Source organism: Aliihoeflea sp. 2WW (assembly GCF_000497755.1).
Taxonomy (GTDB): domain Bacteria; phylum Pseudomonadota; class Alphaproteobacteria; order Rhizobiales; family Rhizobiaceae; genus Aliihoeflea.
Genome location: NZ_AYOD01000001.1, coordinates 280,452 through 303,972 on the forward strand (window position 1 = coordinate 280,452; position 23,521 = coordinate 303,972).

General features: G+C 64.2%; 26 protein-coding genes and 1 tRNA gene. 22 read left to right on the forward strand and 5 right to left on the reverse strand.

Going from position 1 to position 23,521, the window contains the following annotated elements:
- Window positions 1-100: 100 nt before the first annotated feature.
- From coaD to ALII_RS0101470, 13 genes are all read left to right on the forward strand, one after another.
- Entirely contained in the window at window positions 101-598 is a 498-nt protein-coding gene (coaD, locus tag ALII_RS0101410; RefSeq protein WP_024585556.1) for a pantetheine-phosphate adenylyltransferase, read from the forward strand.
- Window positions 599-616: 18 nt separating this feature from the next.
- A complete protein-coding gene (locus ALII_RS0101415; RefSeq protein WP_024585557.1) occupies window positions 617-1,192 on the forward strand; it encodes a peptidylprolyl isomerase in 576 nt (191 codons plus the stop codon).
- Window positions 1,193-1,247: 55 nt separating this feature from the next.
- Window positions 1,248-1,757, forward strand: a complete 510-nt coding sequence (locus ALII_RS0101420; RefSeq protein ID WP_024585558.1) for a peptidylprolyl isomerase — start codon at window positions 1,248-1,250, stop codon at window positions 1,755-1,757.
- 14 nt (window positions 1,758-1,771) lie between these two features.
- Window positions 1,772-2,143: a hypothetical protein gene (locus ALII_RS0101425; RefSeq protein ID WP_152529497.1), complete on the forward strand. Its 372-nt coding sequence runs from the start codon at window positions 1,772-1,774 to the stop codon at window positions 2,141-2,143.
- 5 nt (window positions 2,144-2,148) lie between these two features.
- On the forward strand, window positions 2,149-3,222 hold the full coding sequence (gene queA / locus ALII_RS0101430; RefSeq protein ID WP_024585560.1) for a tRNA preQ1(34) S-adenosylmethionine ribosyltransferase-isomerase QueA: 1,074 nt from the start codon (window positions 2,149-2,151) through the stop codon (window positions 3,220-3,222).
- Window positions 3,222-4,352: a tRNA guanosine(34) transglycosylase Tgt gene (gene tgt, locus ALII_RS0101435; RefSeq protein WP_024585561.1), complete on the forward strand. Its 1,131-nt coding sequence runs from the start codon at window positions 3,222-3,224 to the stop codon at window positions 4,350-4,352. The genes queA and tgt overlap by 1 nt, the downstream gene beginning before the upstream one ends.
- Before the next feature lie 39 nt (window positions 4,353-4,391).
- Window positions 4,392-4,802 (forward strand): DUF2177 family protein, encoded by a 411-nt coding sequence (locus ALII_RS0101440; RefSeq protein WP_024585562.1) that lies wholly within the window; start codon window positions 4,392-4,394, stop codon window positions 4,800-4,802.
- Window positions 4,803-4,880: 78 nt separating this feature from the next.
- On the forward strand, window positions 4,881-6,044 hold the full coding sequence (locus tag ALII_RS0101445) for a D-alanyl-D-alanine carboxypeptidase family protein (RefSeq protein ID WP_024585563.1): 1,164 nt from the start codon (window positions 4,881-4,883) through the stop codon (window positions 6,042-6,044).
- An 80-nt stretch (window positions 6,045-6,124) separates the two neighbouring features.
- Complete coding sequence (tmk, locus tag ALII_RS0101450) at window positions 6,125-6,793, forward strand: dTMP kinase (RefSeq protein WP_024585564.1); 669 nt, start codon at window positions 6,125-6,127, stop codon at window positions 6,791-6,793.
- Window positions 6,783-7,823: a DNA polymerase III subunit delta' gene (locus ALII_RS0101455; protein ID WP_024585565.1), complete on the forward strand. Its 1,041-nt coding sequence runs from the start codon at window positions 6,783-6,785 to the stop codon at window positions 7,821-7,823. The genes tmk and ALII_RS0101455 overlap by 11 nt, the downstream gene beginning before the upstream one ends.
- A 91-nt stretch (window positions 7,824-7,914) precedes the next feature.
- Entirely contained in the window at window positions 7,915-9,465 is a 1,551-nt protein-coding gene (gene metG / locus ALII_RS0101460) for a methionine--tRNA ligase (RefSeq protein ID WP_024585566.1), read from the forward strand.
- Between the two features lie 2 nt (window positions 9,466-9,467).
- Entirely contained in the window at window positions 9,468-10,247 is a 780-nt protein-coding gene (locus ALII_RS0101465) for a TatD family hydrolase (protein ID WP_024585567.1), read from the forward strand.
- On the forward strand, window positions 10,247-11,053 hold the full coding sequence (locus tag ALII_RS0101470; protein WP_024585568.1) for an MBL fold metallo-hydrolase: 807 nt from the start codon (window positions 10,247-10,249) through the stop codon (window positions 11,051-11,053). The genes ALII_RS0101465 and ALII_RS0101470 overlap by 1 nt, the downstream gene beginning before the upstream one ends.
- 92 nt (window positions 11,054-11,145) lie before the next feature.
- Here the strand turns inward: ALII_RS0101470 and fosX are convergent, their stop codons facing one another.
- Both fosX and ALII_RS0101480 read right to left on the reverse strand, forming a co-directional pair.
- Window positions 11,146-11,565: a FosX/FosE/FosI family fosfomycin resistance hydrolase gene (gene fosX / locus ALII_RS0101475; protein WP_024585569.1), complete on the reverse strand. Its 420-nt coding sequence runs from the start codon at window positions 11,563-11,565 to the stop codon at window positions 11,146-11,148.
- A gap of 82 nt (window positions 11,566-11,647) precedes the next feature.
- Window positions 11,648-11,732, reverse strand: a tRNA-Leu gene (locus ALII_RS0101480).
- A gap of 162 nt (window positions 11,733-11,894) precedes the next feature.
- On the opposite strand from ALII_RS0101480, the gene lipB reads away from it, so the two are divergent.
- The 3 genes from lipB (at window position 11,895) to ALII_RS0101500 (ending at window position 15,148) form a co-directional block, all read left to right on the forward strand.
- Window positions 11,895-12,605: a lipoyl(octanoyl) transferase LipB gene (gene lipB, locus ALII_RS0101485; RefSeq protein ID WP_024585570.1), complete on the forward strand. Its 711-nt coding sequence runs from the start codon at window positions 11,895-11,897 to the stop codon at window positions 12,603-12,605.
- 22 nt (window positions 12,606-12,627) lie between these two features.
- Window positions 12,628-14,391: a gamma-glutamyltransferase gene (gene ggt, locus ALII_RS0101490; protein ID WP_051375733.1), complete on the forward strand. Its 1,764-nt coding sequence runs from the start codon at window positions 12,628-12,630 to the stop codon at window positions 14,389-14,391.
- 373 nt (window positions 14,392-14,764) lie between these two features.
- Window positions 14,765-15,148, forward strand: coding sequence for a hypothetical protein (locus ALII_RS0101500; protein ID WP_024585572.1), 384 nt, complete (start codon window positions 14,765-14,767; stop codon window positions 15,146-15,148).
- Window positions 15,149-15,155: 7 nt separating this feature from the next.
- Here the strand turns inward: ALII_RS0101500 and ALII_RS0101505 are convergent, their stop codons facing one another.
- Both ALII_RS0101505 and tpiA read right to left on the reverse strand, forming a co-directional pair.
- Window positions 15,156-15,596: a MucR family transcriptional regulator gene (locus ALII_RS0101505; protein ID WP_024585573.1), complete on the reverse strand. Its 441-nt coding sequence runs from the start codon at window positions 15,594-15,596 to the stop codon at window positions 15,156-15,158.
- A gap of 179 nt (window positions 15,597-15,775) precedes the next feature.
- The gene (tpiA, locus tag ALII_RS0101510; protein WP_024585574.1) at window positions 15,776-16,525 is read right to left on the reverse strand and encodes a triose-phosphate isomerase; all 750 of its coding nucleotides are present in this window, start codon (window positions 16,523-16,525) and stop codon (window positions 15,776-15,778) included.
- 136 nt (window positions 16,526-16,661) lie between these two features.
- Here tpiA and ALII_RS0101515 point away from each other — a divergent pair, with 136 nt between their 5' ends.
- From ALII_RS0101515 to ALII_RS23025, 6 genes are all read left to right on the forward strand, one after another.
- Window positions 16,662-18,551, forward strand: a complete 1,890-nt coding sequence (locus ALII_RS0101515) for a SurA N-terminal domain-containing protein (RefSeq protein WP_024585575.1) — start codon at window positions 16,662-16,664, stop codon at window positions 18,549-18,551.
- 3 nt (window positions 18,552-18,554) lie between these two features.
- Window positions 18,555-19,577 (forward strand): anthranilate phosphoribosyltransferase, encoded by a 1,023-nt coding sequence (gene trpD, locus ALII_RS0101520; RefSeq protein ID WP_024585576.1) that lies wholly within the window; start codon window positions 18,555-18,557, stop codon window positions 19,575-19,577.
- Window positions 19,577-20,371 carry an indole-3-glycerol phosphate synthase TrpC gene (trpC, locus tag ALII_RS0101525; RefSeq protein WP_024585577.1) on the forward strand — a complete coding sequence of 265 codons (795 nt, stop codon included), beginning with the start codon at window positions 19,577-19,579 and terminating at the stop codon, window positions 20,369-20,371. The genes trpD and trpC overlap by 1 nt, the downstream gene beginning before the upstream one ends.
- Complete coding sequence (moaC, locus tag ALII_RS0101530) at window positions 20,368-20,856, forward strand: cyclic pyranopterin monophosphate synthase MoaC (RefSeq protein ID WP_024585578.1); 489 nt, start codon at window positions 20,368-20,370, stop codon at window positions 20,854-20,856. Before trpC ends, moaC begins: the two co-directional genes overlap by 4 nt.
- Window positions 20,853-22,061: a gephyrin-like molybdotransferase Glp gene (glp, locus tag ALII_RS0101535; protein ID WP_024585579.1), complete on the forward strand. Its 1,209-nt coding sequence runs from the start codon at window positions 20,853-20,855 to the stop codon at window positions 22,059-22,061. The genes moaC and glp overlap by 4 nt, the downstream gene beginning before the upstream one ends.
- 325 nt (window positions 22,062-22,386) lie before the next feature.
- On the forward strand, window positions 22,387-22,734 hold the full coding sequence (locus ALII_RS23025) for a BA14K family protein (protein ID WP_244437261.1): 348 nt from the start codon (window positions 22,387-22,389) through the stop codon (window positions 22,732-22,734).
- Window positions 22,735-22,785: 51 nt separating this feature from the next.
- Here ALII_RS23025 and ALII_RS0101545 read toward each other — a convergent pair whose 3' ends face one another.
- Window positions 22,786-23,514 (reverse strand): proteasome-type protease, encoded by a 729-nt coding sequence (locus ALII_RS0101545; RefSeq protein WP_024585581.1) that lies wholly within the window; start codon window positions 23,512-23,514, stop codon window positions 22,786-22,788.
- Between the last annotated feature and the right edge of the window lie 7 nt (window positions 23,515-23,521).

Sequence of the window (23,521 nt, forward strand, 5' to 3'; positions counted from 1 at the left end):
GTCATTTTCCGCTGAACCCGTTCTGAGAGTGCCGTTCATCTGACGTTCACGCCGCGCCCCGGCATTTGCCATCCACGCATCGTCTGAGTAGAAGCCCTTCATGACTGAGCGCATTGCCTTTTACGCGGGATCGTTCGATCCCCTGACCAACGGCCATCTCGATGTTCTTAAGGGCGCGCTCGCGGTCGCCGACCGGATCGTCGTGGGGATCGGCGTGCAGGCTTCCAAGAAGCCGCTCTTCTCGTTCGACGAGCGCGTCGACCTGATCAAGCGGGCCTGTGCCGACGAACTCGGCGCGGAAGCGGGGCGACTTGACGTGGTTTCCTTCGATGGCCTCGTCGTGACCGCATCGCGCCAGCACGGCGCGTCGATCATGATCCGCGGCCTGCGGGACGGCACCGATCTCGACTACGAAATGCAGATGGCGGGCATGAACGAGACGATCGCGCCGGAGTTGCAGACGGTTTTCATTCCGGCAAGTCCGTCGGTCCGAACGATTACCGCCACACTCGTCCGCCAGATAGCCTCGATGGGCGGCGACATCTCGGCATTCGTGCCGACGAGCGTCGCTCCGGTGTTGCGTCAGAAATTCAGCTAGGTTCTCAGGGAGTTCGACATGTCCTTCGTCCGTTTCGCCTCGTCCACGCTCATCGCCGCCTTCATGGCGACTTCGGCGCTTGCCGCCGAGCCGGAAGATACGATGATCATCACGCTGAAGGACGGCGAGGTGACAATCGCGCTTCGGCCCGATCTCGCGCCGCAACATGTCGAACAGATCAAGACGCTGGTGGGGCAGGGCGCGTATGACAATGTCGCCTTTCACCGCGTGATCGACGGCTTCATGGCGCAGACCGGCGACGTGCAGTATGGCGACATGGAGAACGGCTACAACAGCCAGCGCGCCGGCACCGGCGGCTCCGACCTCGGCAACATCCCGGCCGAATTCTCGGCGGAGAATTTCGTTCGCGGCACCGTCGGCATGGCGCGCGCGCAGGACCCGAACTCGGCGAATTCGCAGTTTTTCATCATGTTCGACGCCGCGCCGCCGCTCGACGGGGCCTATACGATCGTCGGCGAGGTCGAGAGCGGCATGGAACTCGTCGACAACATCAAGAAGGGCGACCCGGCCATGAACGGCTCGGTCACCGACCCGGATCGCATGGTCAGCGTCCGCATGGGCGCGGCCGAATAGCCTGCGCATGAGCGCTGGCGAGTAATTCTACATTCAGACACGGAAGGAACGATATATGGCCGAGATCAAGGACCCGGAAAACACGATCGTCATGGAGACGACCAAGGGCAACGTCACGATCGAGCTCTATCCCGACCTGGCTCCCGGCCATGTCGCGCGCATCAAGGAACTGGCGCGCGCCGGCGCCTATGACGGCGTCGTCTTCCACCGCGTGATCGACGGCTTCATGGCGCAGACCGGTGACGTCAAGTTCGGCAAGAAGGGCGGCAAGGATTTCAATCCGGGCCGTGCAGGCATGGGCGGTTCGGACATGCCGGACCTCAAGGCAGAGTTCTCCAACGCCAATCACGGCCGCGGTGCCTGCTCGATGGCGCGTTCGCAGAACCCGAACTCGGCCAATTCGCAGTTCTTCATCTGCTTCGGCGATGCCGGCTTTCTCAACCGCCAATATACGGTCTGGGGCCAGGTCATCGAAGGCATGGACAATGTCGACAAGATCAAGCGCGGCGAGCCGGTGCAGGACCCCGATACGATCGTGTCGATGAAGGTCGTCGCCGACGCGTGATGCGACGCGCGGCCATGACATTGATGATGGCCCTTAGTGCCGGGAGCGCCCACGCTTCCGGCACGATTTCTTGCGCCTCCGATGGTGGTGCTTCGGTCGAACTGACGCTCGGCAGCCTGCCGGTGCTTTCCGTCGTGGGGGTCGGGATCGCGGCCGGAGAACAACGCTGGACGACGCTCGAGGACGGAGATGGGCAACCCGTCGTCGTGGGGCAGGCGGCGCGATACGGCGATCTCGTCGTCGTCGACGTCACCGATCCGAACATCGAGCGGATCGTCGCCGAGTTGCGTCTACTGTCGGCAACCGAAGAACGCGATCATGTGACGGCCGGGACACTGCGGATCGTCGGGCAGGGAGCCTATGCGCTGACCTGCGTGGGGCCCTGATTTCGATGCGCGTCGACCTCTTCGACTTTGACCTTCCGGAAGATCGGATCGCGCTGCGGCCGGCCGAGCCGCGTGATGCGGCGAAGATGCTGGTGGTCGCGTCGGACGGTCTTGCCGACCGCTCGGTGCGCGACCTGCCGTCGTTCCTGCGGCCGGGGGACATGCTCGTCTTCAACGACACCAAGGTCATACCGGCGCAACTGACGGGCCTGCGCCGTCGCGGCGAGGCCGTCAGCGAGATCGACCTGACGCTGCACATGCGCGTTGCGCCCGATAGCTGGAAGGCGTTCGCGCGCCCGGCCAAGCGGCTTAAGGTCGGCGATGTGATCGAATTCGGCCATGGCGGGTCGATGTGCCTTGCCGGGCGCCTGACTGCCGAGGTCCGCGAAAAGGGCGACGCCGGCGAGGTGACGCTGGCCTTCGACCTGTCGGGCGCGTTTCTCGACGAAGCGCTGCACGCCGTCGGTCATATTCCGTTGCCGCCCTACATTGCGTCGAAGCGCCCGGAAGACGCGCGCGACCGCGCGGACTACCAGACCGTCTATGCGCGCGAGGAGGGGGCTGTCGCCGCGCCGACGGCGGGGCTGCACTTCACGCCGGACCTGCTGGCCGCGGTGGACGATGCCGGTGCGCAGACCGCCTTCGTCACGCTCCATGTCGGCGCGGGGACGTTCCTACCCGTCAAGGCCGACGATACCGACGACCACAAGATGCATGCCGAGATCGGGACGATCGACGCCGCGACGGCCGACAGATTGAACGCCGTTCGTGCCGCGGGCGGGCGCATCGTCGCGGTCGGCACGACGTCGCTGCGGCTCCTCGAAAGCGCGGCACGCGAGGACGGTACGATCGCGCCGTGGTCCGGTCCGACCGACATCTTCATCACGCCCGGCTACCGCTTCAAGGCGGTGGACGTGCTGATGACCAATTTCCACCTGCCGCGCTCGACACTCTTCATGCTCGTCTCGGCATTCGCCGGGACAGAGCGGATGCGTTGGACCTATGCCCACGCGATCGCGAACCGCTACCGGTTCTACTCCTACGGCGATTCGAGCCTGCTCTTCAGATCGGACGATTGATGACCGAGAATTTCGAATTCCGCGTGCTGGCCACCGACGGCGCGGCGCGGCGCGGCGAGATCACCATGCCGCGCGGTACGATCCGCACGCCGGCCTTCATGCCGGTCGGGACGGGCGGGACGGTCAAGGCGATGTATCTCGACCAGGTGCGCGATCTCGGCTCGGATATCATCCTGGGCAACACATACCACCTGATGCTCCGGCCGGGCGCAGAGCGTGTCGCAAGGCTGGGCGGCTTGCATGAATTCGCACGCTGGCCGCATCCGATCCTGACGGATTCGGGCGGGTTCCAGGTCATGTCGCTGGCGCAGTTGCGCAAGATCACCGAACAGGGCGTGAAATTCCGCTCGCATATCGACGGCACGGTCTACGAGATGTCGCCGGAGCGCTCGATCGAGATTCAGGGTCTGCTCGACAGCGACATCCAGATGCAGCTCGACGAATGCACGGCGCTGCCGGCCGAGCACAAGGCGATCGAGAAGGCGATGGAGCTTTCGCTGCGCTGGGCCGAGCGGTGCAAGACCGCGTTCGGCACGCAGCCCGGCAAGGCGATGTTCGGCATCGTGCAGGGCGGCGACGTGCCGGCGCTTCGCGAACGCTCGGCGTTGGCGCTGCGCGATCTCGATCTGAAGGGCTATGCCGTCGGCGGGCTGGCGGTCGGCGAACCCCAGCAGGTGATGCTCGACATGCTGGAGGTGACCAATCCGCTTCTGCCCGAGACAAAGCCTCGCTACCTGATGGGCGTCGGAACGCCGGACGATATCCTGAAATCCGTCGCGCGCGGCATCGACATGTTCGACTGCGTGATGCCGACGCGCGCCGGTCGCCATGGGCTGGCCTATACGCGGCGCGGCAAGATCAACCTCAAGAACGCACGGCACGCCGAGGACCATCGCCCGCTCGACGAGGAAAGCGATTGCCCGGCCGCGCGGGACTACAGCCGCGCTTATCTGCATCACCTCGTCAAGTCCGGCGAATCGCTTGCCGGCATGCTGCTGACCTGGAACAATCTGTCTTATTATCAATCGCTTATGGATGATATCAGAAGTGCTATCGAAGCGGGTCGGTTCACGGACAGGGCGGGCGAGATCACCGAAAGCTGGGCGCGGGGCGATCTGCCGGCGCTTTGACGGCGTAGACGGTTCAGTCGCAGCAATCGGGATCGTCAGATGACAAAGTATCTTTCCGCCTACGGGATCGCCCTCGTCCTCTTCCTGATCCTCGATGCGCTCTGGCTCGGCGTCATCGCCCGCAATTTCTATGCAAGCCGGATGGGCGACCTTCTGCTCGACCAGCCGCGATGGGGCGTCGCAGCGGTGTTCTACGCGGTTTATATCGTCGGGCTCGTCTATTTCGGCGTTGCGGCCGGCATGGCGGCGGGGGCATGGCAGGCGGCCGCGCTCAACGGCGCGCTGTTCGGCTTCTTCGCCTATCTCACCTACAATTTCACCAATCTCTCGGTCCTGCGCGGCTATGACGGCATCGTCGCGATGGTCGACACCGGCTGGGGCACGTTCATGGGCGCGGTCGTTGCGGGCGGCACCGTTGCAATCCTGCAATGGCTCGGCCAGATCGACTGATCGCGCGAGGTTGTGTTGCGAGATTGCCGACCCCGGTGCTAGCCTTCGTCGAAGGGCACATTTGGGGTAGGTAGGGCAATGTATGATCGGCGAATTCCGGGCGTGGCGGTGGCCGCGTTCCTGTGCGTCATGGGGCTTGTGTCAAACGCGGCCGCCCAGCTTTTCGAGACGCGCGCGCAGCAGGCCTTCATGATCGATGCCGATACTGGCACGGTCCTCTTCGCCAAAGACCCCGATGCGCTGATCCCGCCGGCCTCGCTCGCCAAGCTGATGACGATGGAAGTCGTCTTCAATGCGCTCAAGACCGGTCGGCTGACGCTTCAGGAGGAGTTCTTCGTCAGCGAGAACGCATGGCGCACCGGCGGCGCGATGTCGGGCGGGTCGACCATGTTTGCCGAGGTCCGCTCGTCGATCAGCCTCGAAAACCTGATCCAAGGCGTGATCGTGCAGTCTGCAAATGACGGGTGCATCATCATCGCCGAGGGCATGGCGGGCTCGGAAGAAAATTTCGCGCAATTGATGACCGAGCGCGCCCGCGCGATCGGCATGACGCGATCGGTGTTCAAGAATTCCACCGGACTGCCCGCCGAAGGGCAGGTGGTGACGGTGCGCGAACTCGCCATGCTCGCGCATCACATCTGGACCGAATATCCGGACCAATATGCCTATTACGCGCAGGCCGAATTCACCTGGAACAACATCACCCAGCGCAATCGCAATCCGCTCCTGCGCATGAATATCGGCGCTGACGGGATGAAGACGGGCTTCACACAGGAATCGGGCTACGGCATCGTCGGATCAGTCGCGCGCGACGACCGGCGCCTCTTCGTCGCGCTGAGCGGCATGGAGAGCGACGCGGTGCGCGCCGAGGAAGCGCGTAAGATCCTCGACTGGGGCATGCGCGCCTTCGACAAGTATCAGATATTCGCGGAGAACGAGGTCGTCGGCGAGGCCAAAGTCTATGGCGGAGAGAAGGGCGGCGTCGGTCTGCGATCCAACGGGCCGATCTCGCTCTTCGTGCCTTTGACAAACCGCGACCGCCTCGTCGCGCGCATCGTCTATGACGGACCGGTCATCGCGCCGGTGGAGGAGGGCGCGCGGGTCGGCACGCTCAGGGTCTGGATCGGCGATGCGATGAGCCAGGAAACGCCGCTTTATGCCGCCGAATCGGTCGATACCGGCAAGCTCCATCAGCGCGCGCTCGATGCGATCGAGGAACTCGCCGTCGGCTGGATGCGCTGATCCACCGGTCGCATTTGGCGCGCGCCCGCATTATCTGCTAGGCGCTGGGGCGAGTTCAGCGGCCGGCGAAAGGATGCGCATTGCCACGAGGACATTTCATCACCTTCGAAGGCGGCGAGGGGGCCGGAAAGTCGACCCAGATCCGGCTTCTTGCCGACCGTCTGGAGGCGGAAGGCCACGAGGTCGTCGTCTCGCGCGAGCCCGGCGGTTCGGCGGGCGGGGAGGCGGTACGGCACGTGCTGCTTTCGGGCGCGGCCGAGCCCTTCGGGCCGGCGATGGAGGCGATGCTGTTCGCGGCAGCGCGATCCGACCATGTCGAGCAGATCATCCGGCCGGCAATTGAGGCCGGCAAGATCGTGCTTTGCGATCGCTTTCTCGATTCCTCACGCGTCTACCAGGGCGTCTCGGGGAGGCTCGACAAGGCGTTCATGGCGGCACTGGAGAGCGTCGCGATCAACGGCATGATGCCCGATCTGACGATCATCCTCGACCTTGACCCGGTGGAAGGCATGCGGCGCGCGGCAAGCCGGCGCGGCACCGACGATGCCGACCGCTACGAGAAGGAAGACCTGTCGCTGCACGAGGAGCGTCGCGAGGCCTATATCGACATCGCCCGTGCCGAGCCCGCACGCTGCGTCATCATCGACGCGTCGAAGGAGCGGGATGCGGTCGCAGATGCCGTGTGGAGCCGGGTCGAGAAGGTGATCGCGCCTGCGGGAAGCTTGCTGCAGGTCGCCGATGAGCTTTGAACGCATCGCGCCTGAGCAGTATGACAGCATTCCCGAAGTGCCCGAACCGGTGGAGCATGCCGAGTTGTTCGGGCATGTCGGGGAAGCAGACGAACTGGCGCGCGCCTACCGGACGGGCAAATTCCATCACGCGCTGATCCTTTCGGGACCGCGCGGGATCGGAAAGGCGACGTTCGCCTTTCGGCTGGCCCATCATCTGCTCGCCAATCCGCGCCCGGCCGAAGCGCCTTCGACGCTTGTGCGGCCGGACCCGGCGTCCACGCTGTTCAGGCTGATGGCGCAGGGGGCGCATCCGTCGCTTCTGCACCTGACGCGGCCTGCCGCCGATCGCGGAGCCGGGTTCAAGTCGGCCGTCACGGTCGATGAAATCCGCCGCGTCGGACGGTTTCTGTCGATGACCTCGCATGATGGTGGCTACCGGGTCGTGATCGTCGACGCCGCCGACGACATGAACCGCAACGCCGCCAATGCGCTTTTGAAGAGCCTGGAGGAACCGCCGCCGCGTACGCTCTTCCTGCTCGTCGTTCATTCCATCGGCCGAATGCTGCCGACGATCCGCTCGCGCTGCCAACTCCTGAAGCTGAAGCCGCTGGCGGGCGATGATCTCCTCGCCGCATTGCGGGCGGTTTCGCCGGGGTCCGAAGAGGTGCCGGACGATCTCGCGGCAAAGGCCTCGGGCAGCGTGCGCGAGGCGCTTTTGATGACGCAGTTCGGCGGGCTCGATATCGCCAATGCGGTCGACGCCGTGGTCTCCGGCGGCAGGTTCGATGTCGCTGCGGCCTACCGGATTGCCGACGCCGTCGGCGGACGCGATTCCACGGTCCAGTTCCGGCTGTTCAACGAGCATGTCGCTGGCATCGCCGAGGCGAGGGCGCAGGCGGCCGGCCAGGCCGGCGACGCGGAGTTGGCGGCGCGGCTCGCCGATCAATGGTCGGGCGTGCGCCAGCGCATCGTCGATACCGACACCTACAATCTCGACAAGCGCCAGCACGTCGTCGGGCTGCTCGGCCAGCTTTGCGCCGCGCGCTGATTGCGCGACTGGCCAAATGGCGGTGTGTGGTCTATGTGACCGCGACCAGATCCGAGAGCATCGGCCGATGCTCCAATGACCGAGCGAGCGCATGGCAGCCGAGAAGTTCTACATCACCACCGCGATTTCCTATCCGAACGGCAAGCCGCATATCGGCCATGCCTACGAGCTGATCGCGACGGACGCGCTGGCGCGCTTCCAGCGCCTCGACGGCAAGGACGTGCACTTCCTGACCGGCACCGACGAGCACGGCATCAAGATGCTGCAGACCGCGCGCAAGGAGGGTATTTCGCCGAAGGAGCTCGCCGACCGGAATTCTTCTGAATTCAAGAAGATGGCGACGCTTCTCAATGCGTCGAACGATGATTTTATCCGCACCAGCGAAGAGCGCCACAAACGCGCCTCGCAGGCGATCTGGAAGGCGATGGAAGCAAGCGGCGATATCTACAAGGGTGGATATGCCGGCTGGTACTCCGTGCGCGACGAAGCCTATTACGGCGAGGACGAGACGGAGGTTCGTGCGGACGACGTACGCTATGGACCGCAGGGAACGCCGGTCGAATGGGTGGAGGAGGAGAGCTATTTCTTTCGTCTGTCGGCCTATCAGGCCCGGCTGCTCGATCTTTACGAACGTCAGCCGGACTTCGTCGGGCCTGTCGAACGCCGCAACGAGGTTGCGAGCTTCGTGCGCTCCGGCCTCAAGGACCTTTCGATCTCGCGGACGACGTTCGATTGGGGCATTCCGGTGCCCGGCGACGAAAAGCACGTCATGTATGTCTGGGTCGACGCGCTGACGAACTACATCACCGCCGCCGGCTATCCCGACGAAAACGCAGAGCTTTGGCGCTATTGGCCGGCCGATCTGCACGTCATCGGCAAGGACATCACGCGCTTCCATGCCGTCTACTGGCCGGCCTTCCTGATGTCGGCCGGCATCCCGTTGCCAAAGCGCGTGTTCAGCCATGGCTTCGTCTTCAACCGCGGGGAGAAGATGTCGAAGTCGGTCGGCAACGTCATCGACCCGGCCGCGCTCGTCGAACATTACGGGCTCGATCAGTTGCGCTATTTCCTGCTGCGCGAAGTGCCGTTCGGCCAGGACGGCAACTACAGCCACGAGGCGATCGTCAACCGCACCAATGCGGACCTTGCCAACGATCTCGGCAATCTGGCGCAGCGCTCGCTGTCGATGATCGCCAAAAACTGCGCGGGCAGGGTGCCTCAGCGCGGCGAGCTTGCAGACGTCGACCGGGCGATCCTCGACCAGGCGCTGGAAGCGCTTGCAACCGCGCGCACGGCCATGGGGCACCAGGCGCTGCACACCGCGCTCGCCGCGATCTTCGGCGTCGTTGCCGAGGCCAATCGCTATTTCGCCGGACAGGAGCCATGGGCGCTGCGCAAGTCCGATCCGGCGCGCATGGAGACCGTGCTCTACACGACGGCGGAAGTGCTGCGCCGCGTCGGCATCCTCTGCCTTGCCTTCATTCCGCAGGCCGCCGACAAGCTGCTCGATCTGCTGGACGTTCCGTCCGGCGACCGCACTTTCGCCAATCTGGCCGAGGGCTGGCTTCAGCCGGGCGCCGAACTGCCGGCGCCGCAAGGCATCTTCCCGCGCTATGTGGAGCAGGAAGTGCAGGGCGCGTGACGATGCTGGTCGACAGCCATTGCCATCTCGACTTTCCAGACTTCGAGGAGGAGCGGGACGCCGTCGTCGCGCGGGCGCTCGCGGCGGGCGTACGTCGCATGGTCACGATCTCGACCCGCGTTCGCCGGTTCGACCAGATCCGCGCGATCGCCGAGGCCTATGACGAGGTCTATTGCTCGGTCGGCACGCATCCGCACAATGCCGGCGAGGAGCGGGACGTCACCGCGGCCGAACTCACCGAATTGAGCAGTCATCCGAAGGTGGTGGCGATCGGCGAGGCGGGGCTGGACTATCACTATGACAAGGCGCCGCGCGACGCGCAGGCGCATGGATTGCGCGTGCATATCGACGCGGCGCGGACCACCGGGTTGCCGCTGGTGATCCACGCGCGCGCGGCCGACGAGGACATGATTGCGATCCTGCAAGACGAATCGAGGATCGGTTCGTTTCCCTTTGTTCTGCATTGTTTTTCGTCCGGTGCGTGGCTTGCCGAAGTCGGTGTCGAGCTCGGCGGTTATGTTTCGTTTTCGGGTATCCTGACGTTCCGCAATTCGCAGGACATTCGCGACATCGCGCGCAACGTTCCGCACGACCGGCTGCTGGTCGAGACCGACGCGCCGTTCCTCGCGCCGGTGCCGCATCGCGGACGGCGTAACGAGCCTGCCTATGTCGCCGATACCGCCAAAGTGCTGGCGGAAACGATCGGCGCCGACGAGACCGAAATCCGGCGGCTGACGACCGACAATTTCTTCCGCCTGTTTTCGAAGATGCCGCGGCCCTGATGAGCGCCTTCTATCGCTTCACGATCCTTGGATGCGGCTCGTCGCCAGGCGTGCCGCGGATCACCGGCGACTGGGGCAACTGCGATCCTGCCAATCCGCGCAACCGGCGCCGGCGCGCGGCCGCTATGGTCGAGCGCATCGGGCCGGGGGGCGTCACGCGCGTCGTGATCGACACCGGGCCGGACTTTCGCGACCAGATGATCTCGGCGGGCGTGGAAGCGGTCGACGCCGCCGTCTACACGCATCCACATGCCGACCATATCCACGGCATCGACGATCTGCGGGGATTCGCTCTGGTGCAACGCAGACGCATCGACATCCAGGCCGACCGGCCGACGCTCGACCGGCTGCGCGACTCCTTCGGCTATTGCTTCGAGACGCCGCCCGGCAGTTCCTATCCGCCGATCCTGAACCCGCACGTCATCACGCATGACGACGCCTTCACGATCGACGGTCCTGGCGGCGTCATCGAATTCCTGCCGCTGCCGCAAATCCACGGCGACATCATATCGCTCGGCTTCCGGATCGGCGGTCTGGCGTATTGCTCGGACGTCAGCGCGTTTCCGGCCGAAACACTGGCGCGGTTGCAGGGCCTCGACGTGCTGATCGTCGACGCGCTTCAATACAAGCGGCATCCGAGCCATTTCTCGCTCGAGGAAGCGCTGGAAGTGATCGAGCGGTTGAAGCCGAAGCGGGCGGTGCTGACGCATATGCACATACCGCTCGACTACGACACGGTCACGGCCGAGACACCGGATCATGTCGAGCCGGCTTATGACGGAATGGTCATCGAGTTTGGCGGCTGAGGCGTTTGCCTGCGATCGGCAGGCATGCAGCAGTTCCATAATCCATCTTATGCGACTGGCGGATGTCTTATCGGACAGCGGATCGCATGTCCCTACCGACCATCGGCGTAGCGTTCGAGGCGCTCGGCAAGCGTGCCGGTATGCAACTCGAACAGATGGTTGTCGTGATCGTGGAAATAGATCGAACGGCCTTCGCCGTGCACACGACGGCGTCCCTCGCGAAGGTCGAGGTTCAAGGCGCGGACGCGGGCAAGATAGTCATCGTACTTCGTGTCGGGGATCTTGAAGGCGACGTGGTTGTAGGTTCGTCCCGGTAACGGCTCGCCCTCCATGATCGCGATCCAGACGGCATTGGTGCGTTGACCCACAAGGAAAAATCGCTCACGCGACAGGGAGAATGTGTCAGCTCCGCTGTCGTAGACCTTCCGAGCGTCGAGCACCGTGGTGAGGATCGTTTCCATGCGATCGAGATCGCGCACGATGAACGTGATGTGGCTGAGGCCTTCTACCATACTCATTGGGTGAGATAGTTGGGACCGACTGTCAATCGCGAAGGACGAAGCGCGTCGCATCCAAATAGGAGCGAGATGGCATTGGTGCGGTCGAGAAGACTCGAACTTCCACGGGTTGCCCCACAGCGACCTCAACGCTGCGCGTCTACCAATTCCGCCACGACCGCACGCCATGACCAGCCGGTCTTGACCGGCCCGGCGCAATTAGCAAATCGCCCCACCCCGCACAAGTGCGCGGGCGTGGAATTGCCGATTATTTTGCCGATTGCCGCAAGACGCAGCGTCAACGAGTGGACGCGCGCCGCGCGATCCCATACATCCGCCTGATCATGACCACGCGCGACGCCCTGCCCGCCCAGTTTCTGGCGATCCCCGGATCACCGGCCGTCGAATGGCGGATCGAGCCGGACCTGGTCGAATACCCGGCCGCGCTTGCCTTCATGGAAGAGCGCGCGGGGGCGATACGCGACGGCGCGGCCGGAGAACTCGTCTGGCTGGTCGAGCATCCGCCGCTCTATACGGCCGGGACGAGCGCAAATCCTGCCGATCTCCTCGCGGCCGAGCGGTTTCCCGTCTTCGCCGCGGGACGCGGTGGGGAGTACACCTATCACGGCCCCGGTCAGAGGGTCGCCTATGTCATGCTCGATCTGAAGCGCCGGCGCGAGGATGTCCGCGCCTTCGTGGCGGCGCTGGAGGAATGGATCATCCGCACTCTGGATCGGTTCAACGTAAAGGGCGAGCGGCGCGATGATCGGGTCGGCGTCTGGGTCGTACGGCCCAAGCGGCCGGCCTTGCCAAACGGGATGGCGGCCGAAGACAAGATCGCTGCGATCGGCATAAGGTTGCGGCGCTGGGTGTCGTTTCACGGCATCGCGCTCAATGTCGAGCCCGATCTCGCCCATTTCGATGGCATCGTCCCTTGCGGGATTCGTGGGCATGGCGTCACGAGCCTCGTCGATCTCGGCCTTCCGGTGACCATGACGGATGTCGACATGGCGATGAAGGCTGCTTTCGAAGAGGTGTTCGGCGACGTAGAGTGATCCCCTCAAGAGGAGATCGGCCATGTCGAAATCTGTCCATGTCGCCCTGCCCGTCCTTGCCGCCTTGTTGTCATTATCGGTGACGACGTCCGCTCCGGCACAACAGGCGAGCGATCTCGTCGCTCCCGAGGCGGCGACCGGCCTTCAGTCTGCTCCTCTCGTGCGCGCCCGGGAATCGATGGTGGTCTCGGCCAATCCGCTCGCCACGGAAGCCGGCATGGCGATCTTGCGCCGGGGTGGCTCCGCAGCCGACGCCGCAATAGCGGTCCAGGTCGTGCTTGGCCTGGTCGAGCCGCAATCGTCCGGTCTTGGCGGTGGCGCCTTCGCATTGTGGTACGATGGCGCCATGGGCGACCTGACCTCATACGATGCGCGCGAAACGGCGCCGGCAAGTGCGACGCCCGATCTTTTCCTCGACGACAATGGCGAACCCTTGCCCTTTTTCGAGGCGGTCGTCGGCGGACGATCCGTGGGCGTGCCCGGCGTGCCGCTCCTGCTGGAACTTCTGGCGGAACGGCACGGCAAGCTCGACCTTTCCGATAGTCTTGCCGACGCGATCGACCTTGCGGAACGCGGGTTCACGGTTTCGCCGAGGCTTGCCGGCCTGCTCGAAGCCGAGGCCGGACGGCTCGATTCCGATCCGGCCGCCTCCTCATATTTCTTCCCTGACGGAGCGGCGCTGGCAGCGGGGGACGAGTTACGCAATGGGAACTACGCGAACGTTCTGCGATCTTTCGCCGACGAGGGAGCAGCGCCCTTTTATCGTGGCGATCCAGCCGCCGCGATCGTCGATGCGGTTGCGAACCATCCAAGCAATCCCGGCGCGCTGACTCTCGACGATTTCGCCGGTTATGAGGTCGTCGAGCGCGAACCGGTCTGTGTTCCCTACCGTGACTTCGAGGTTTGCGGCATGGGCCCGCCCTCTTCCGGTGGAATGGCCGTCGGCCAGATCCTTGGTCTCGTCGAGCCTCATGACCTTCGTGCGCTGGGAGCGGACGACGTCGATGCCTGGCGGCTGATCGGCGACGCGACCCGCCTCGCCTTCGCCGACCGGAACCGCTACCTGGCCGATCCCGATTTCGTCGACGTTCCCTCCGGACTTGTCGACGCGACCTATCTCACCGAACGTGCCAAGCTATTGCAGATCGACGAAGCACTGCCCCAGGACAAAGTTGTGGCCGGCGAGCCGCTCACCAGGCGAACGGACATTATCCAGGACGGCTTGTCCTACGAGGCGCCGGCAACATCCCACTTCGTCATCGCCGATGCGGAGGGCAATGTCATTTCCGTGACGTCGTCGATCGAGAACGCATTCGGGGCGCGGCTGATGGCGAACGGCTATCTGCTCAACAACCAGCTCACCGATTTCTCCTTTCTGCCGAATGGGGATTCAGGACCCGTCGCAAACCGCGTCGAAGCATCCAAACGTCCGCGGTCCTCGATGTCGCCGACGATCGTGCTGCAGGATGGCAAGCCGATCTACGCGATCGGGTCGCCCGGCGGCGCGACCATCATCCCCTATGTCGCAAAGACGCTGGTCGCCCTGATCGACTGGCAGATGCCGATGAACGAAGCGGTCGCATTGCCTCATCTGGCCAACATTGCCGGCCCTTACTGGCTGGAGGCCGGATCGAGCGCGGAGAACTTTGCCCCTGCCCTCCAGGCTCTGGGCTACGAGACCGAGATGCGCGAGCTCAATTCGGGCCTGCACGGCATCGAATTCACGCAATCGGGGCTCGAAGGCGCCGCCGATCCACGGCGGGAGGGCACGGCGCTCGGCGACTGATCAGACTGCCACCAACCAAAGGGCGAGCGTCGTGATGAAGGCGCCTATCGAAATGAACGAGACGAGATCGTGGACCAGATCGGACATGTTGCTTTCCTCAGTTGATGATTGATCATGTTCTTGTTTTGTTCTCAAATCAACCCCTGCGCTGTGGTTTTTCGGTCTGCGGATCGTGCATTCATTCGGAAGCATGGGCAGTCTGCGAGGGAAAACAGATCGTTTTCAGTCAGTTACTCAGTTTCTGATTATGTGCGGCGACGCCCGAAGTCGCGCATGAACGGTCGATGAACGGCGCGGTAGCCCGGCATTCAGCTTCGCACTTGCATAGTTCTCTATCGTCGCAATCGTGCGACATGGTCGAGGGGTTCTGGAAATGAAGAAGTTCGCCGTCCTGGGTCTGGTCGCCGCCAGCCTTTTGGCCGCCCTGCCTGCCGTGGCGCAGGATCGTGGATATTACGGTCTGGGTGGCGGGCAGCGCCCGGGTGCGGAGTTCTTCGCGCCCGACCGCGGAGCCGGACGCTGGGACCGCGGACCGGGACGCTGGGACCGCGGCGGCTACCGCGACCGCGACGAGTGGCGCGGCCGGGGTGGTGGGTGCTCGCCGCGCGACGCGTTGCGCAAGGCCGACCGGATGGGCATCCGGCGGGCCGAAATCGTCGGCGTCGGCCGACGCTCGATCGAGATCATCGGGCGATCGCGCGGCGAACGTGTCTGGGTCGTGTTCGGCCGGGCGCCGAACTGTCCGCTGATCGGCTGATCGACGCCTATTCGTCCGGGCCGCCGGATTCGGGTCGGCCAAGTCCCATGGACTTGGCGATCTTCGACCGCTCGACCGCGTAGTTGGGAGCGACCATCGGGTAGTCGTCCGGCAGGCCCCATTTGCGTCGATACTGCTCAGGCGTCATGCCGTACCGGGCCATCAGATGGCGCGACAGGGTGCGGAACTTGCGTCCGTCCTCGAGCGAAATAATGTAGTCAGGCGTAACCGATTTGCGGATCGGCACCGCCGGCTCCAGTTGCTGTTCCGGAGCCGTTACTTTGCCCTGGGCGGAAATCGACCGGTGAACCGAGCCAATCAACCCCGATACTTCCGACGCCGGAACGGGGTTGTGACTGACATAGGCGCAGACGATCTGCGTCGTCAGTTCCAACAACCGCTCTGGTTCGACCGCACCGCCGGCGCTGATCATGTCTTCGTCGCTCATACGCATACTCCCGCCGCATCAATACAAATGGCAACACGCCGCCAAGTGTCATGCCTTGAGCGATTCGCCATATGACTATGCTAGTGCGCGACCATGTCTGCGTCAGGTCACCAGATGTATCGGCTTGTCAGGTGGTGAAGCGATGGCGAACGACGCCAGTGCACATTAAAGCAAATTGTCTAGAATGCACCAGCGATAGCGAGGTAATCCGCGGCCTTGAGGCTGGCGCCACCGACAAGCGCGCCGTCGACGTTTTCCACGGCCATGAGCTCGGCAGCGTTCGAGGATTTGACCGATCCGCCGTAAAGAAGCGGCACGGATAGCGCCGCCGCGCCGATCTTCGCCTCCAGCCGGGCGCGGATGTGCGCATGGGCGACGCCCACGTCTTCTGCCGTCGGGGTCAATCCGGTGCCGATCGCCCAGACCGGTTCATAGGCGACGATCGTGTTCTCGGCCGTGGCGCCTTCCGGGACCGAACCATCGATCTGTGCCGACAGCACGTCGAGCGTGGCGCCTGACTCGCGTTCGGCGCGAGTTTCGCCGATGCAGATGATGGGTGTAAGCCCGGCGGCCCAGGCGGCCTTGGCCTTGGCCGCAACGGCGTCGCTCGTCTCGCCATGGTCGGACCGGCGTTCGGAATGGCCCACGATCACGTAGTCCGCGCCGGCGTCCTTGAGCATATCGGCAGACACGTCGCCGGTGTGGGCGCCGGATGCGCTGGCGTGACAATCCTGCCCGCCGAGCCGGACCGGAGAGCCCGCAACGATCGGCTGCGCCCGCGCGATCAGCGTCGCCGGCAGGCACACGACGAGGTCGAGGCCGGTAAAGCCATGAGAACCGGCGACGATCGCCTGGAGCTCGGGAAGCGATGCCGCCACTCCGTTCATCTTCCAGTTGCCGGCCAATACGGGTCGTATGCGCGCGCTCATCGAATTTCCTTCGTTTGTTCCGGGTATCGATCGCTGCTTGGTAGCAAAATGCGTCGACAAAGCAATCGACAGGGCCCGCCAGTGACGGTATTCCCTCAACCAGATTTCATGATGGACCAATACGGGAAGGTCGAAAATGCTGACTTGGCTGCGCGGCAAATCCGGTTCCTTGATGGTGAAGCTGCTGCTTGGCCTCCTCGTCGTCAGTTTTGCCGTGTGGGGCATTTCCGGCCAGATCCTGACCGGCGTCGGCAACCATGTCCTTGCCGTCGGGGACACCCGCGTACAGGTGAACGAGTACCGGCTGGCCTATGATCGCCAGCTTCAGCTTCTGTCGCAGCAGTTCGGCACGCGCATATCGCGTGAGCAGGCACGCGCCTTCGGGCTCGAGCAACAGGTGCTGGCGCAACTCGTCGCCGGCGCCGTGCTCGACGAGCAGGCGCGCGAGATGGATCTCGGCCTGTCGCGCGATCGTCTGGCTGCCCTGACCGCTGAGGACCCCGCATTCCGCAATGCGAGCGGCCAGTTCGACCGCAACCAGTTCAATTTCGTGCTGCAGCAGGTGGGCATGCGTCCCGACGATTATCTGCGCAATCGCGAGCAACTGGCGATCCGTCAGCAGATCGTCGATGCAGTCGCCGATGGCATGGGCGTGCCGGACGCCTTCCTTGATGCAGTGGCGCTCTATCAGGGGGAAGACAGGACGGCGGAATATCTCATCCTCGACCGTTCGCTCGTCGAGCCGATCGAAGACCCTGCCGACGACGTTCTCCAGGCCTGGTTCGACGAGAATTCGGCGAGCTTTGCCGCGCCGGAATATCGCGCGCTCGACTATGCGAAGCTCGAACCGGAAGACATTGCCGATCCGGCTGCGATCAGCGACGAACAGGTGGCCGAGTTTTACGAAACGCACCGCAGTTCCTTCTCCGAAGCCGAGCAGCGCACCATCAGCCAGATCGTGTTCCCCAATGCGGAAGCCGCAGAGGCGGCATCTGGGCGGATCTCGTCCGACGAAGCGACGTTCGACGAAATCGCTGCCGAGCTTGGCCGTTCGGCCGGCGATCTGACCCTCGGCACCTTCACGCGTGAAGACGTGCCCGATCCCGCCATCGCCGAGGCCGCATTTGCCCTCGAGGAAGATGGCGTGAGCGACGTGGTGGCCGGGTCCTTCGGATCGCTCATCGTTCGCGTCGACGAAATTCTGGCGGAAGCCGTTCGTCCCCTGGAGGACGTCTCGGCTGAAATTCGCGAAGAAATGGCTCTCGATGAGGCCAACCGAATCCTGCTCGATGTCTATGACGCCTACGAGGATGCGCGCGCCGGGGGCGCGACGTTGCGGGAGGCTGCAAGCCAGCAGAACCTCGAAATCGTCAGTGTTCCGGCCGTCGATGCCAACGGGCTCGATCCGGATGGCGATCCGGTCGACGGCATCCCCGGTGCCGAAGAGGTGTTGGCGGCGGCATTCGAGGCCGAGCCGAATGCCGAAAATGCGCCGATCACCCTCGGTGCCAATGGCTATGTCTTCTACGAGGTCACGGACGTGACCCCTGCCCGCGACCGGGAACTGGACGAGGTTCGCGATGACGTTGTGGCTGAATGGCGCGAACAGGAAGGCCGACGTCTTCTCGTCGAACGTGCCAACGAGATCGCTGCCCAACTCGAAGACGGGGCGGCGCTTGGCGAGGTCGCGGGCGAACTCGAACTGGAAGTGCAGACCAAGCGTGGCCTGCGTCGCGGCGCCGACGATGTCGACCTTGGCCGCGAGGGCGTTGCTGCCGCTTTCTCGGTGCCCGCCCGGGGCGTCGAGACGATCGGGTCGAACGAGGGCGACCGGCAGATCGTGCTGCAGGTAAGCGAGGTGTTCGCGCCTGCCAATGCGTCCGGAGGTTCGCTCCCCGAAAATGTCGCGCAGAATTACGCAGGAGGGTTCGGCGACGACCTCCTCGACCAGCTCGTTACCCGCCTTCAGGCGCAGTATTCGGTCACGGTGAACCAGGGCGCGGTGCAACAGGCGTTGAGCTTCTGATCGATGGCGGACCTGAAGGAACATATCGCGCGGGTGGCTTCGGGGGACACGCTATCCTTCGAGGAGGCGCAAAAGGCGTTCGACATCATGATGTCGGGAGAAGCGACGCCGAGCCAGATCGGCGGTTTCCTGATGGCGCTGCGGGTGCGCGGCGAGACCGTGCCTGAAATCTCCGGCGCGGTGGCGACCATGCGCGCCAAGATGCTCCGTGTCGACGCGCCTTCGGACGCCGTCGACATCGTCGGCACCGGCGGCGATGCGTCTGGTTCCTACAATGTCTCGACCTGCGCGGCCTTCATCGTCGCGGGTGCGGGCGTGCCCGTCGCCAAGCACGGCAACCGCGCACTGTCGTCACGCTCGGGCGCAGCCGATGCGCTGGCGGCGCTCGGCGTCAACATCGAGCTTGGCGCATACGAGATCGCAATTTGCATCCGCGAGGCCGGGCTCGGCTTCATGTTCGCGCCTGCCCATCATGCCGCGATGCGCCATGTCGGGCCGAGCCGGGTCGAGCTCGGAACGCGCACGATCTTCAACATCCTTGGCCCTCTTTCCAATCCCGCGGGCGTCTCCAACCAACTCGTCGGCGTGTTCTCGCCCGTCTGGCTCGAGCCGATCGCCGAGGTGCTGAAGAGACTGGGCTCGTCGCGTGTCTGGGTCGTTCATGGCGACGGGCTCGACGAGATGACGACGGCCGGCGTCACGCAGGTCGCCGCGCTCGAAGATGGCGAAATCCATACGTTCGAGATCGAACCCGAGCAGTTCGGCCTTCGCCGTGCCCGCGCCGAAGAACTCAAGGGCGGGGATGCGCAGACGAATGCCATGGCCCTTCGCGGTGTACTCGAGGGTGCGGAAGGCGCCTACCGGGACATCGCGATGCTGAACGCTGCCGGCGCGCTCGTCGTTGCCGGTCGCGCGCGCACGCTGGAAGCCGGCCTCGAACTCGCCGCCAAATCGATCGACAGTGGCAAGGCGCGCCAGTGCCTGACGGAACTGATCGAAATTTCCAACCGCGCAAGGAGCGCGTGATGGCCGACATCCTGCGAAAGATCGAAGCCTACAAGCGCGACGAGATCGCAGCGGCCAAATCCGCCATCCCTCTCGGCGACATTCGCAAAGCGGCTGCGGACATGGCGGCGCCACGCGATTTCATCGGAGCGCTGCGCGCGAAGCACATTGACGGCAAGCCGGCGCTGATCGCCGAAATCAAGAAGGCGAGTCCTTCAAAGGGCCTGATCCGACCGGATTTCGATCCGCCGACGCTGGCGCGCGCCTATGAAGCCGGCGGTGCGGCATGTCTTTCGGTGCTGACGGATGCGCCGTCGTTTCAGGGTTCGCCCGACTTTCTGACCGCCGCCCGAGAGGCCTGTGCCCTCCCCGCGCTGCGCAAGGATTTCCTTTTCGATACGTACCAGGTGCATGAAGCCCGCGCATGGGGCGCGGATGCGATCCTGATCATCATGGCGAGCGTCGACGACGGTCTTGCACGCGACCTCGAAGACGCCGCCGAAGAACTCGGGATGGCGGCGCTGGTCGAGGTTCACGACGAGGCGGAGACCGAGCGTGCCTTGAATCTTCGGTCGCCCCTGATCGGCATCAACAACCGCAATCTGCGCACGTTCGAAGTCGATCTTGCCACATCCGAGCGTCTCGCGAAGCTGATCCCGGACGACCGCATCATCATCGGCGAGAGCGGCATCTTCACGCGGGCCGATTGCGACCGGATGCGCGTGGCTGGCATCGACACGTTCCTCGTCGGCGAAAGCCTGATGCGCCGGGACGATGTCACCGGCGCCACGCGGGAACTCCTGGGAGCACAATGAGCGGCCTCACGCATATCGGCGCAACCGGCGAAGCCCACATGGTCGATGTCGGAACCAAAGACGAGACGCAGCGCGTCGCGCTCGCGAAGGGGCACGTGCGCATGGAGCCGGCGACGCTCGACGCGATCCTGGCCGGCAATGCCAAGAAGGGCGATGTGCTCGGCACGGCACGCATCGCAGGCATCATGGCAGCCAAGAAGACGTCCGAACTCATTCCGCTGTGCCATCCGCTGCTCCTGACCAGGATCACCGTCGAGATCGAGCCAGATCATGCGCTGCCCGGCCTTCGGGTTGCCGCAGAGGTGCGGCTGAAAGGCCAGACGGGCGTCGAGATGGAGGCGTTGACGGCCGTGTCGGTCGCCTGCCTGACGATCTACGACATGGCGAAGGCGCTCGACAAGGCGATGATCATCGGCGACGTGCGGCTGGTGGAAAAGAGCGGTGGCAAGTCGGGCGATTTTCGCCGCGACGAGCAGAAGCCATGATACCGGTCGCCGAGGCGCTCGAACGGCTGCTCGGCGGCGTCGAGCCGCTCGAAAGCGAAGCAGTGGAGCTGCATTCGGCAGGTAACCGCGTCCTTTCGGCCCCGGTCCTCGCCGGCCGGACGCATCCGCCCTTCGACGCGTCCGCCATGGACGGCTACGCGGTTCGCGCGGTCGATGTCGACAGGGTCCCTGCCCGGCTGACCGTGATCGGTGAATCCGCTGCCGGCCGTCGGTTTGCAGGCAGTCTGGGCGATGGCGAGGCCGTGCGTATCTTCACCGGGGCGCCCGTCCCGCAAGGCGCCGACACGATCCTGATCCAGGAGAACGCGGAGCGTGAAGGCGATGTCGTCACCGCCATCGAGTCGGTCGCAGCCGGCCGGCATATTCGCAAGGCGGGGCTGGATTTCCATTCGGGCGATGTTCTGCTGGAGGCCGGTCGGCGGATCGATCCGCAGGCATTGGCGCTGATTGCGGCAGCCGATGCGGACCGCGTTCGTGTCGTCCGCCGGCCGAGAGTCGCGATCATCGCCACGGGCGATGAACTCGTGCAGCCGGGAGCATCGCGAACGGACGACCAGATCATCGCGTCGAACAGTTTCGGTGTCGCGCAGATCGTCCGTGATTCCGGGGGCGATGCGATCGACCTCGGTATCGTGGGCGATGATCTGGAGAGCATCGGCTCGGCGCTGGATCGGGCCGTCGCCGAGACAAGCGATGTGATCGTCACGCTCGGCGGCGCGTCGGTCGGCGATCACGACCTGACGGCGAAGGCGTTCGCTGCGAAAGGCGTGGACCTTGCCTTCTGGAAGATCGCGATGCGGCCCGGCAAGCCGCTGATGGCGGGTCGGCTGGGGCGGGCATCGGTGCTTGGCCTGCCGGGAAATCCAGTTTCGGCAATGGTTTGCGCCGATCTCTTCCTGCGTCCTTTGCTCGCCGCGTTGCAAGGATTGCCGACGGATCAGCATTTGCCGAAGGCGGCTCTCGACGGCGTTCTCGCCGAAAACGATCGCCGGCAGGACTATGTCCGCGCGATCGCACGTCTGGATGACCAAGGCGACCTGATCGTTTCGCCGCTCGCAATGCAGGATTCGTCGATGTTGCGGATCTTGGCGCGTGCGAACTGCCTGATCGTGCGCGCGCCCTACGCTCCTGCACAGCGCTCCGGCGATCCTTGCCGCATCCTGATGTTGCGGCCGATCGTGTGATCACCCGCATTTGATCGCTTCTTGCGCGTCAAGCGCGAGCGGCTCGGGAACTTACGTGGCGTCATTTCATTCTGTCACAAAGGGACATTGGTTCCACCTAGATTCGGAGGTCGTTATGAAAAAGATCCTATCCGGCTTCATTGCGCTTGCCATGGCGCTACCACTCGGCATGACGGGAACGGCGTCGGCGTTGCCGCGCGTCGAGACTTCGGCCCCGTCTGCGATCCAGCAGGTCCAGACCAATCAGGGCCAGTTTCCCGGCTCGTTTAGAGCGGTAAACCCGGATCGCCAGTTCAGCCCCTGGGCCGGCAATGTCGAGCGTCGCATCGAGCGCAGAGCCGACCGTCGCTGGGATCGCGACCGGCGCGCCGACCGCCGCTGGGACCGCGACCGTGACCGCCGGGGCGGCTACTACCGTGGGCATCGCGGCTATCGCGATTATCGCCCGGGATATCGCCGCTATGACGATGGGTTCTGGTATCCGGCCGCTGCCTTCATCACGGGCGCCATCGTCGGTGGTGCAATCGCTTCCCCGCCGCGCCGCGTCGTCCGCGACTATGGCAGCGCGCATGTCGAGTGGTGCTACAACCGCTATCGGTCCTACCGCGCCTCGGACAACACGTTCCAGCCCTATAACGGGCCACGTCGCGAGTGCCGTTCGCCCTACTATTGATCGGCCGCACGATTCGGACTTCGAAAGGCGGCTTCGGCCGCCTTTCTGCATTCAGCCCGGGAAGTCGGGAAGGCTCTTGAACGCGTTTCTGAGTGCGTCGGACCAACCTTCGGAAATCTTTCGGTAATACGGATCGTCGCCGCCGATCCGCTTCTGCAGTTCGATCTTATATGTGTCGCGGGCGAGGAACAGCATGTCGAGCGGCAGGCCGACCGACAGGTTGGATTTCAACGTGGAATCGAACGACACCATCAACAGTTTCGCGGTCTCGGCAAAGGTCATTTGTGGGTCGTAGGCGCGGACGAGGATCGGCTTGCCGTATTTCGTTTCGCCGATCTGGAAAAACGGCGTGTCGTCGGACGCTTCGATGAAGTTGCCTTCGGGATAGATCATGAAGAGGCGCGGTTCCGAGCCCTTCATCTGCCCGCCCAGAATAAAGGAAGCCCCGAACGCGTCGGCGCGCTGACCGACGGGCGCCGAATTCGAGATGACCTCCTTGACCGTGTCGCCGACGAGACGCGCGGTCTGGAACATGGAGGGCGTTTCGAGAATGGATGGCGCGCGGTCCGCGTGCGCCTTGGAGCGTTCGTCGAGCAGGCTGACGACGGATTGCGTGGTCGCCAGATTTCCGGCCGAGAGAAGAACGATGACGCGCTCGCCTTCCTTTTTCCAGACCGTCATCTTGCGAAATGTCGAAATGCTGTCGATGCCCGCATTCGTCCGCGTATCGGACATGAAGACGAGCCCTCGATCGATCTTGAGGCCAACGCAATAGGTCATCGAATCG

What these genes read in the sequence shown, in the direction of transcription:
- coaD (WP_024585556.1), top strand. Translation starts at nt 101, where the DNA reads ATGACTGAGCGCATTGCCTTTTACGCGGGATCGTTCGATCCCCTGACC.
- ALII_RS0101415 (WP_024585557.1), top strand. Translation starts at nt 617, where the DNA reads ATGTCCTTCGTCCGTTTCGCCTCGTCCACGCTCATCGCCGCCTTCATG.
- ALII_RS0101420 (WP_024585558.1), top strand. Translation starts at nt 1,248, where the DNA reads ATGGCCGAGATCAAGGACCCGGAAAACACGATCGTCATGGAGACGACC.
- ALII_RS0101425 (WP_152529497.1), top strand. Translation starts at nt 1,772, where the DNA reads ATGACATTGATGATGGCCCTTAGTGCCGGGAGCGCCCACGCTTCCGGC.
- queA (WP_024585560.1), top strand. Translation starts at nt 2,149, where the DNA reads ATGCGCGTCGACCTCTTCGACTTTGACCTTCCGGAAGATCGGATCGCG.
- tgt (WP_024585561.1), top strand. Translation starts at nt 3,222, where the DNA reads ATGACCGAGAATTTCGAATTCCGCGTGCTGGCCACCGACGGCGCGGCG.
- ALII_RS0101440 (WP_024585562.1), top strand. Translation starts at nt 4,392, where the DNA reads ATGACAAAGTATCTTTCCGCCTACGGGATCGCCCTCGTCCTCTTCCTG.
- ALII_RS0101445 (WP_024585563.1), top strand. Translation starts at nt 4,881, where the DNA reads ATGTATGATCGGCGAATTCCGGGCGTGGCGGTGGCCGCGTTCCTGTGC.
- ALII_RS0101455 (WP_024585565.1), top strand. Translation starts at nt 6,783, where the DNA reads ATGAGCTTTGAACGCATCGCGCCTGAGCAGTATGACAGCATTCCCGAA.
- metG (WP_024585566.1), top strand. Translation starts at nt 7,915, where the DNA reads ATGGCAGCCGAGAAGTTCTACATCACCACCGCGATTTCCTATCCGAAC.
- ALII_RS0101465 (WP_024585567.1), top strand. Translation starts at nt 9,468, where the DNA reads ATGCTGGTCGACAGCCATTGCCATCTCGACTTTCCAGACTTCGAGGAG.
- ALII_RS0101470 (WP_024585568.1), top strand. Translation starts at nt 10,247, where the DNA reads ATGAGCGCCTTCTATCGCTTCACGATCCTTGGATGCGGCTCGTCGCCA.
- fosX (WP_024585569.1), bottom strand. Translation starts at nt 11,565, where the DNA reads ATGGTAGAAGGCCTCAGCCACATCACGTTCATCGTGCGCGATCTCGAT.
- lipB (WP_024585570.1), top strand. Translation starts at nt 11,895, where the DNA reads ATGACCACGCGCGACGCCCTGCCCGCCCAGTTTCTGGCGATCCCCGGA.
- ggt (WP_051375733.1), top strand. Translation starts at nt 12,628, where the DNA reads ATGTCGAAATCTGTCCATGTCGCCCTGCCCGTCCTTGCCGCCTTGTTG.
- ALII_RS0101500 (WP_024585572.1), top strand. Translation starts at nt 14,765, where the DNA reads ATGAAGAAGTTCGCCGTCCTGGGTCTGGTCGCCGCCAGCCTTTTGGCC.
- ALII_RS0101505 (WP_024585573.1), bottom strand. Translation starts at nt 15,596, where the DNA reads ATGAGCGACGAAGACATGATCAGCGCCGGCGGTGCGGTCGAACCAGAG.
- tpiA (WP_024585574.1), bottom strand. Translation starts at nt 16,525, where the DNA reads ATGAGCGCGCGCATACGACCCGTATTGGCCGGCAACTGGAAGATGAAC.
- ALII_RS0101515 (WP_024585575.1), top strand. Translation starts at nt 16,662, where the DNA reads ATGCTGACTTGGCTGCGCGGCAAATCCGGTTCCTTGATGGTGAAGCTG.
- trpD (WP_024585576.1), top strand. Translation starts at nt 18,555, where the DNA reads ATGGCGGACCTGAAGGAACATATCGCGCGGGTGGCTTCGGGGGACACG.
- trpC (WP_024585577.1), top strand. Translation starts at nt 19,577, where the DNA reads ATGGCCGACATCCTGCGAAAGATCGAAGCCTACAAGCGCGACGAGATC.
- moaC (WP_024585578.1), top strand. Translation starts at nt 20,368, where the DNA reads ATGAGCGGCCTCACGCATATCGGCGCAACCGGCGAAGCCCACATGGTC.
- glp (WP_024585579.1), top strand. Translation starts at nt 20,853, where the DNA reads ATGATACCGGTCGCCGAGGCGCTCGAACGGCTGCTCGGCGGCGTCGAG.
- ALII_RS0101545 (WP_024585581.1), bottom strand. Translation starts at nt 23,514, where the DNA reads ATGACCTATTGCGTTGGCCTCAAGATCGATCGAGGGCTCGTCTTCATG.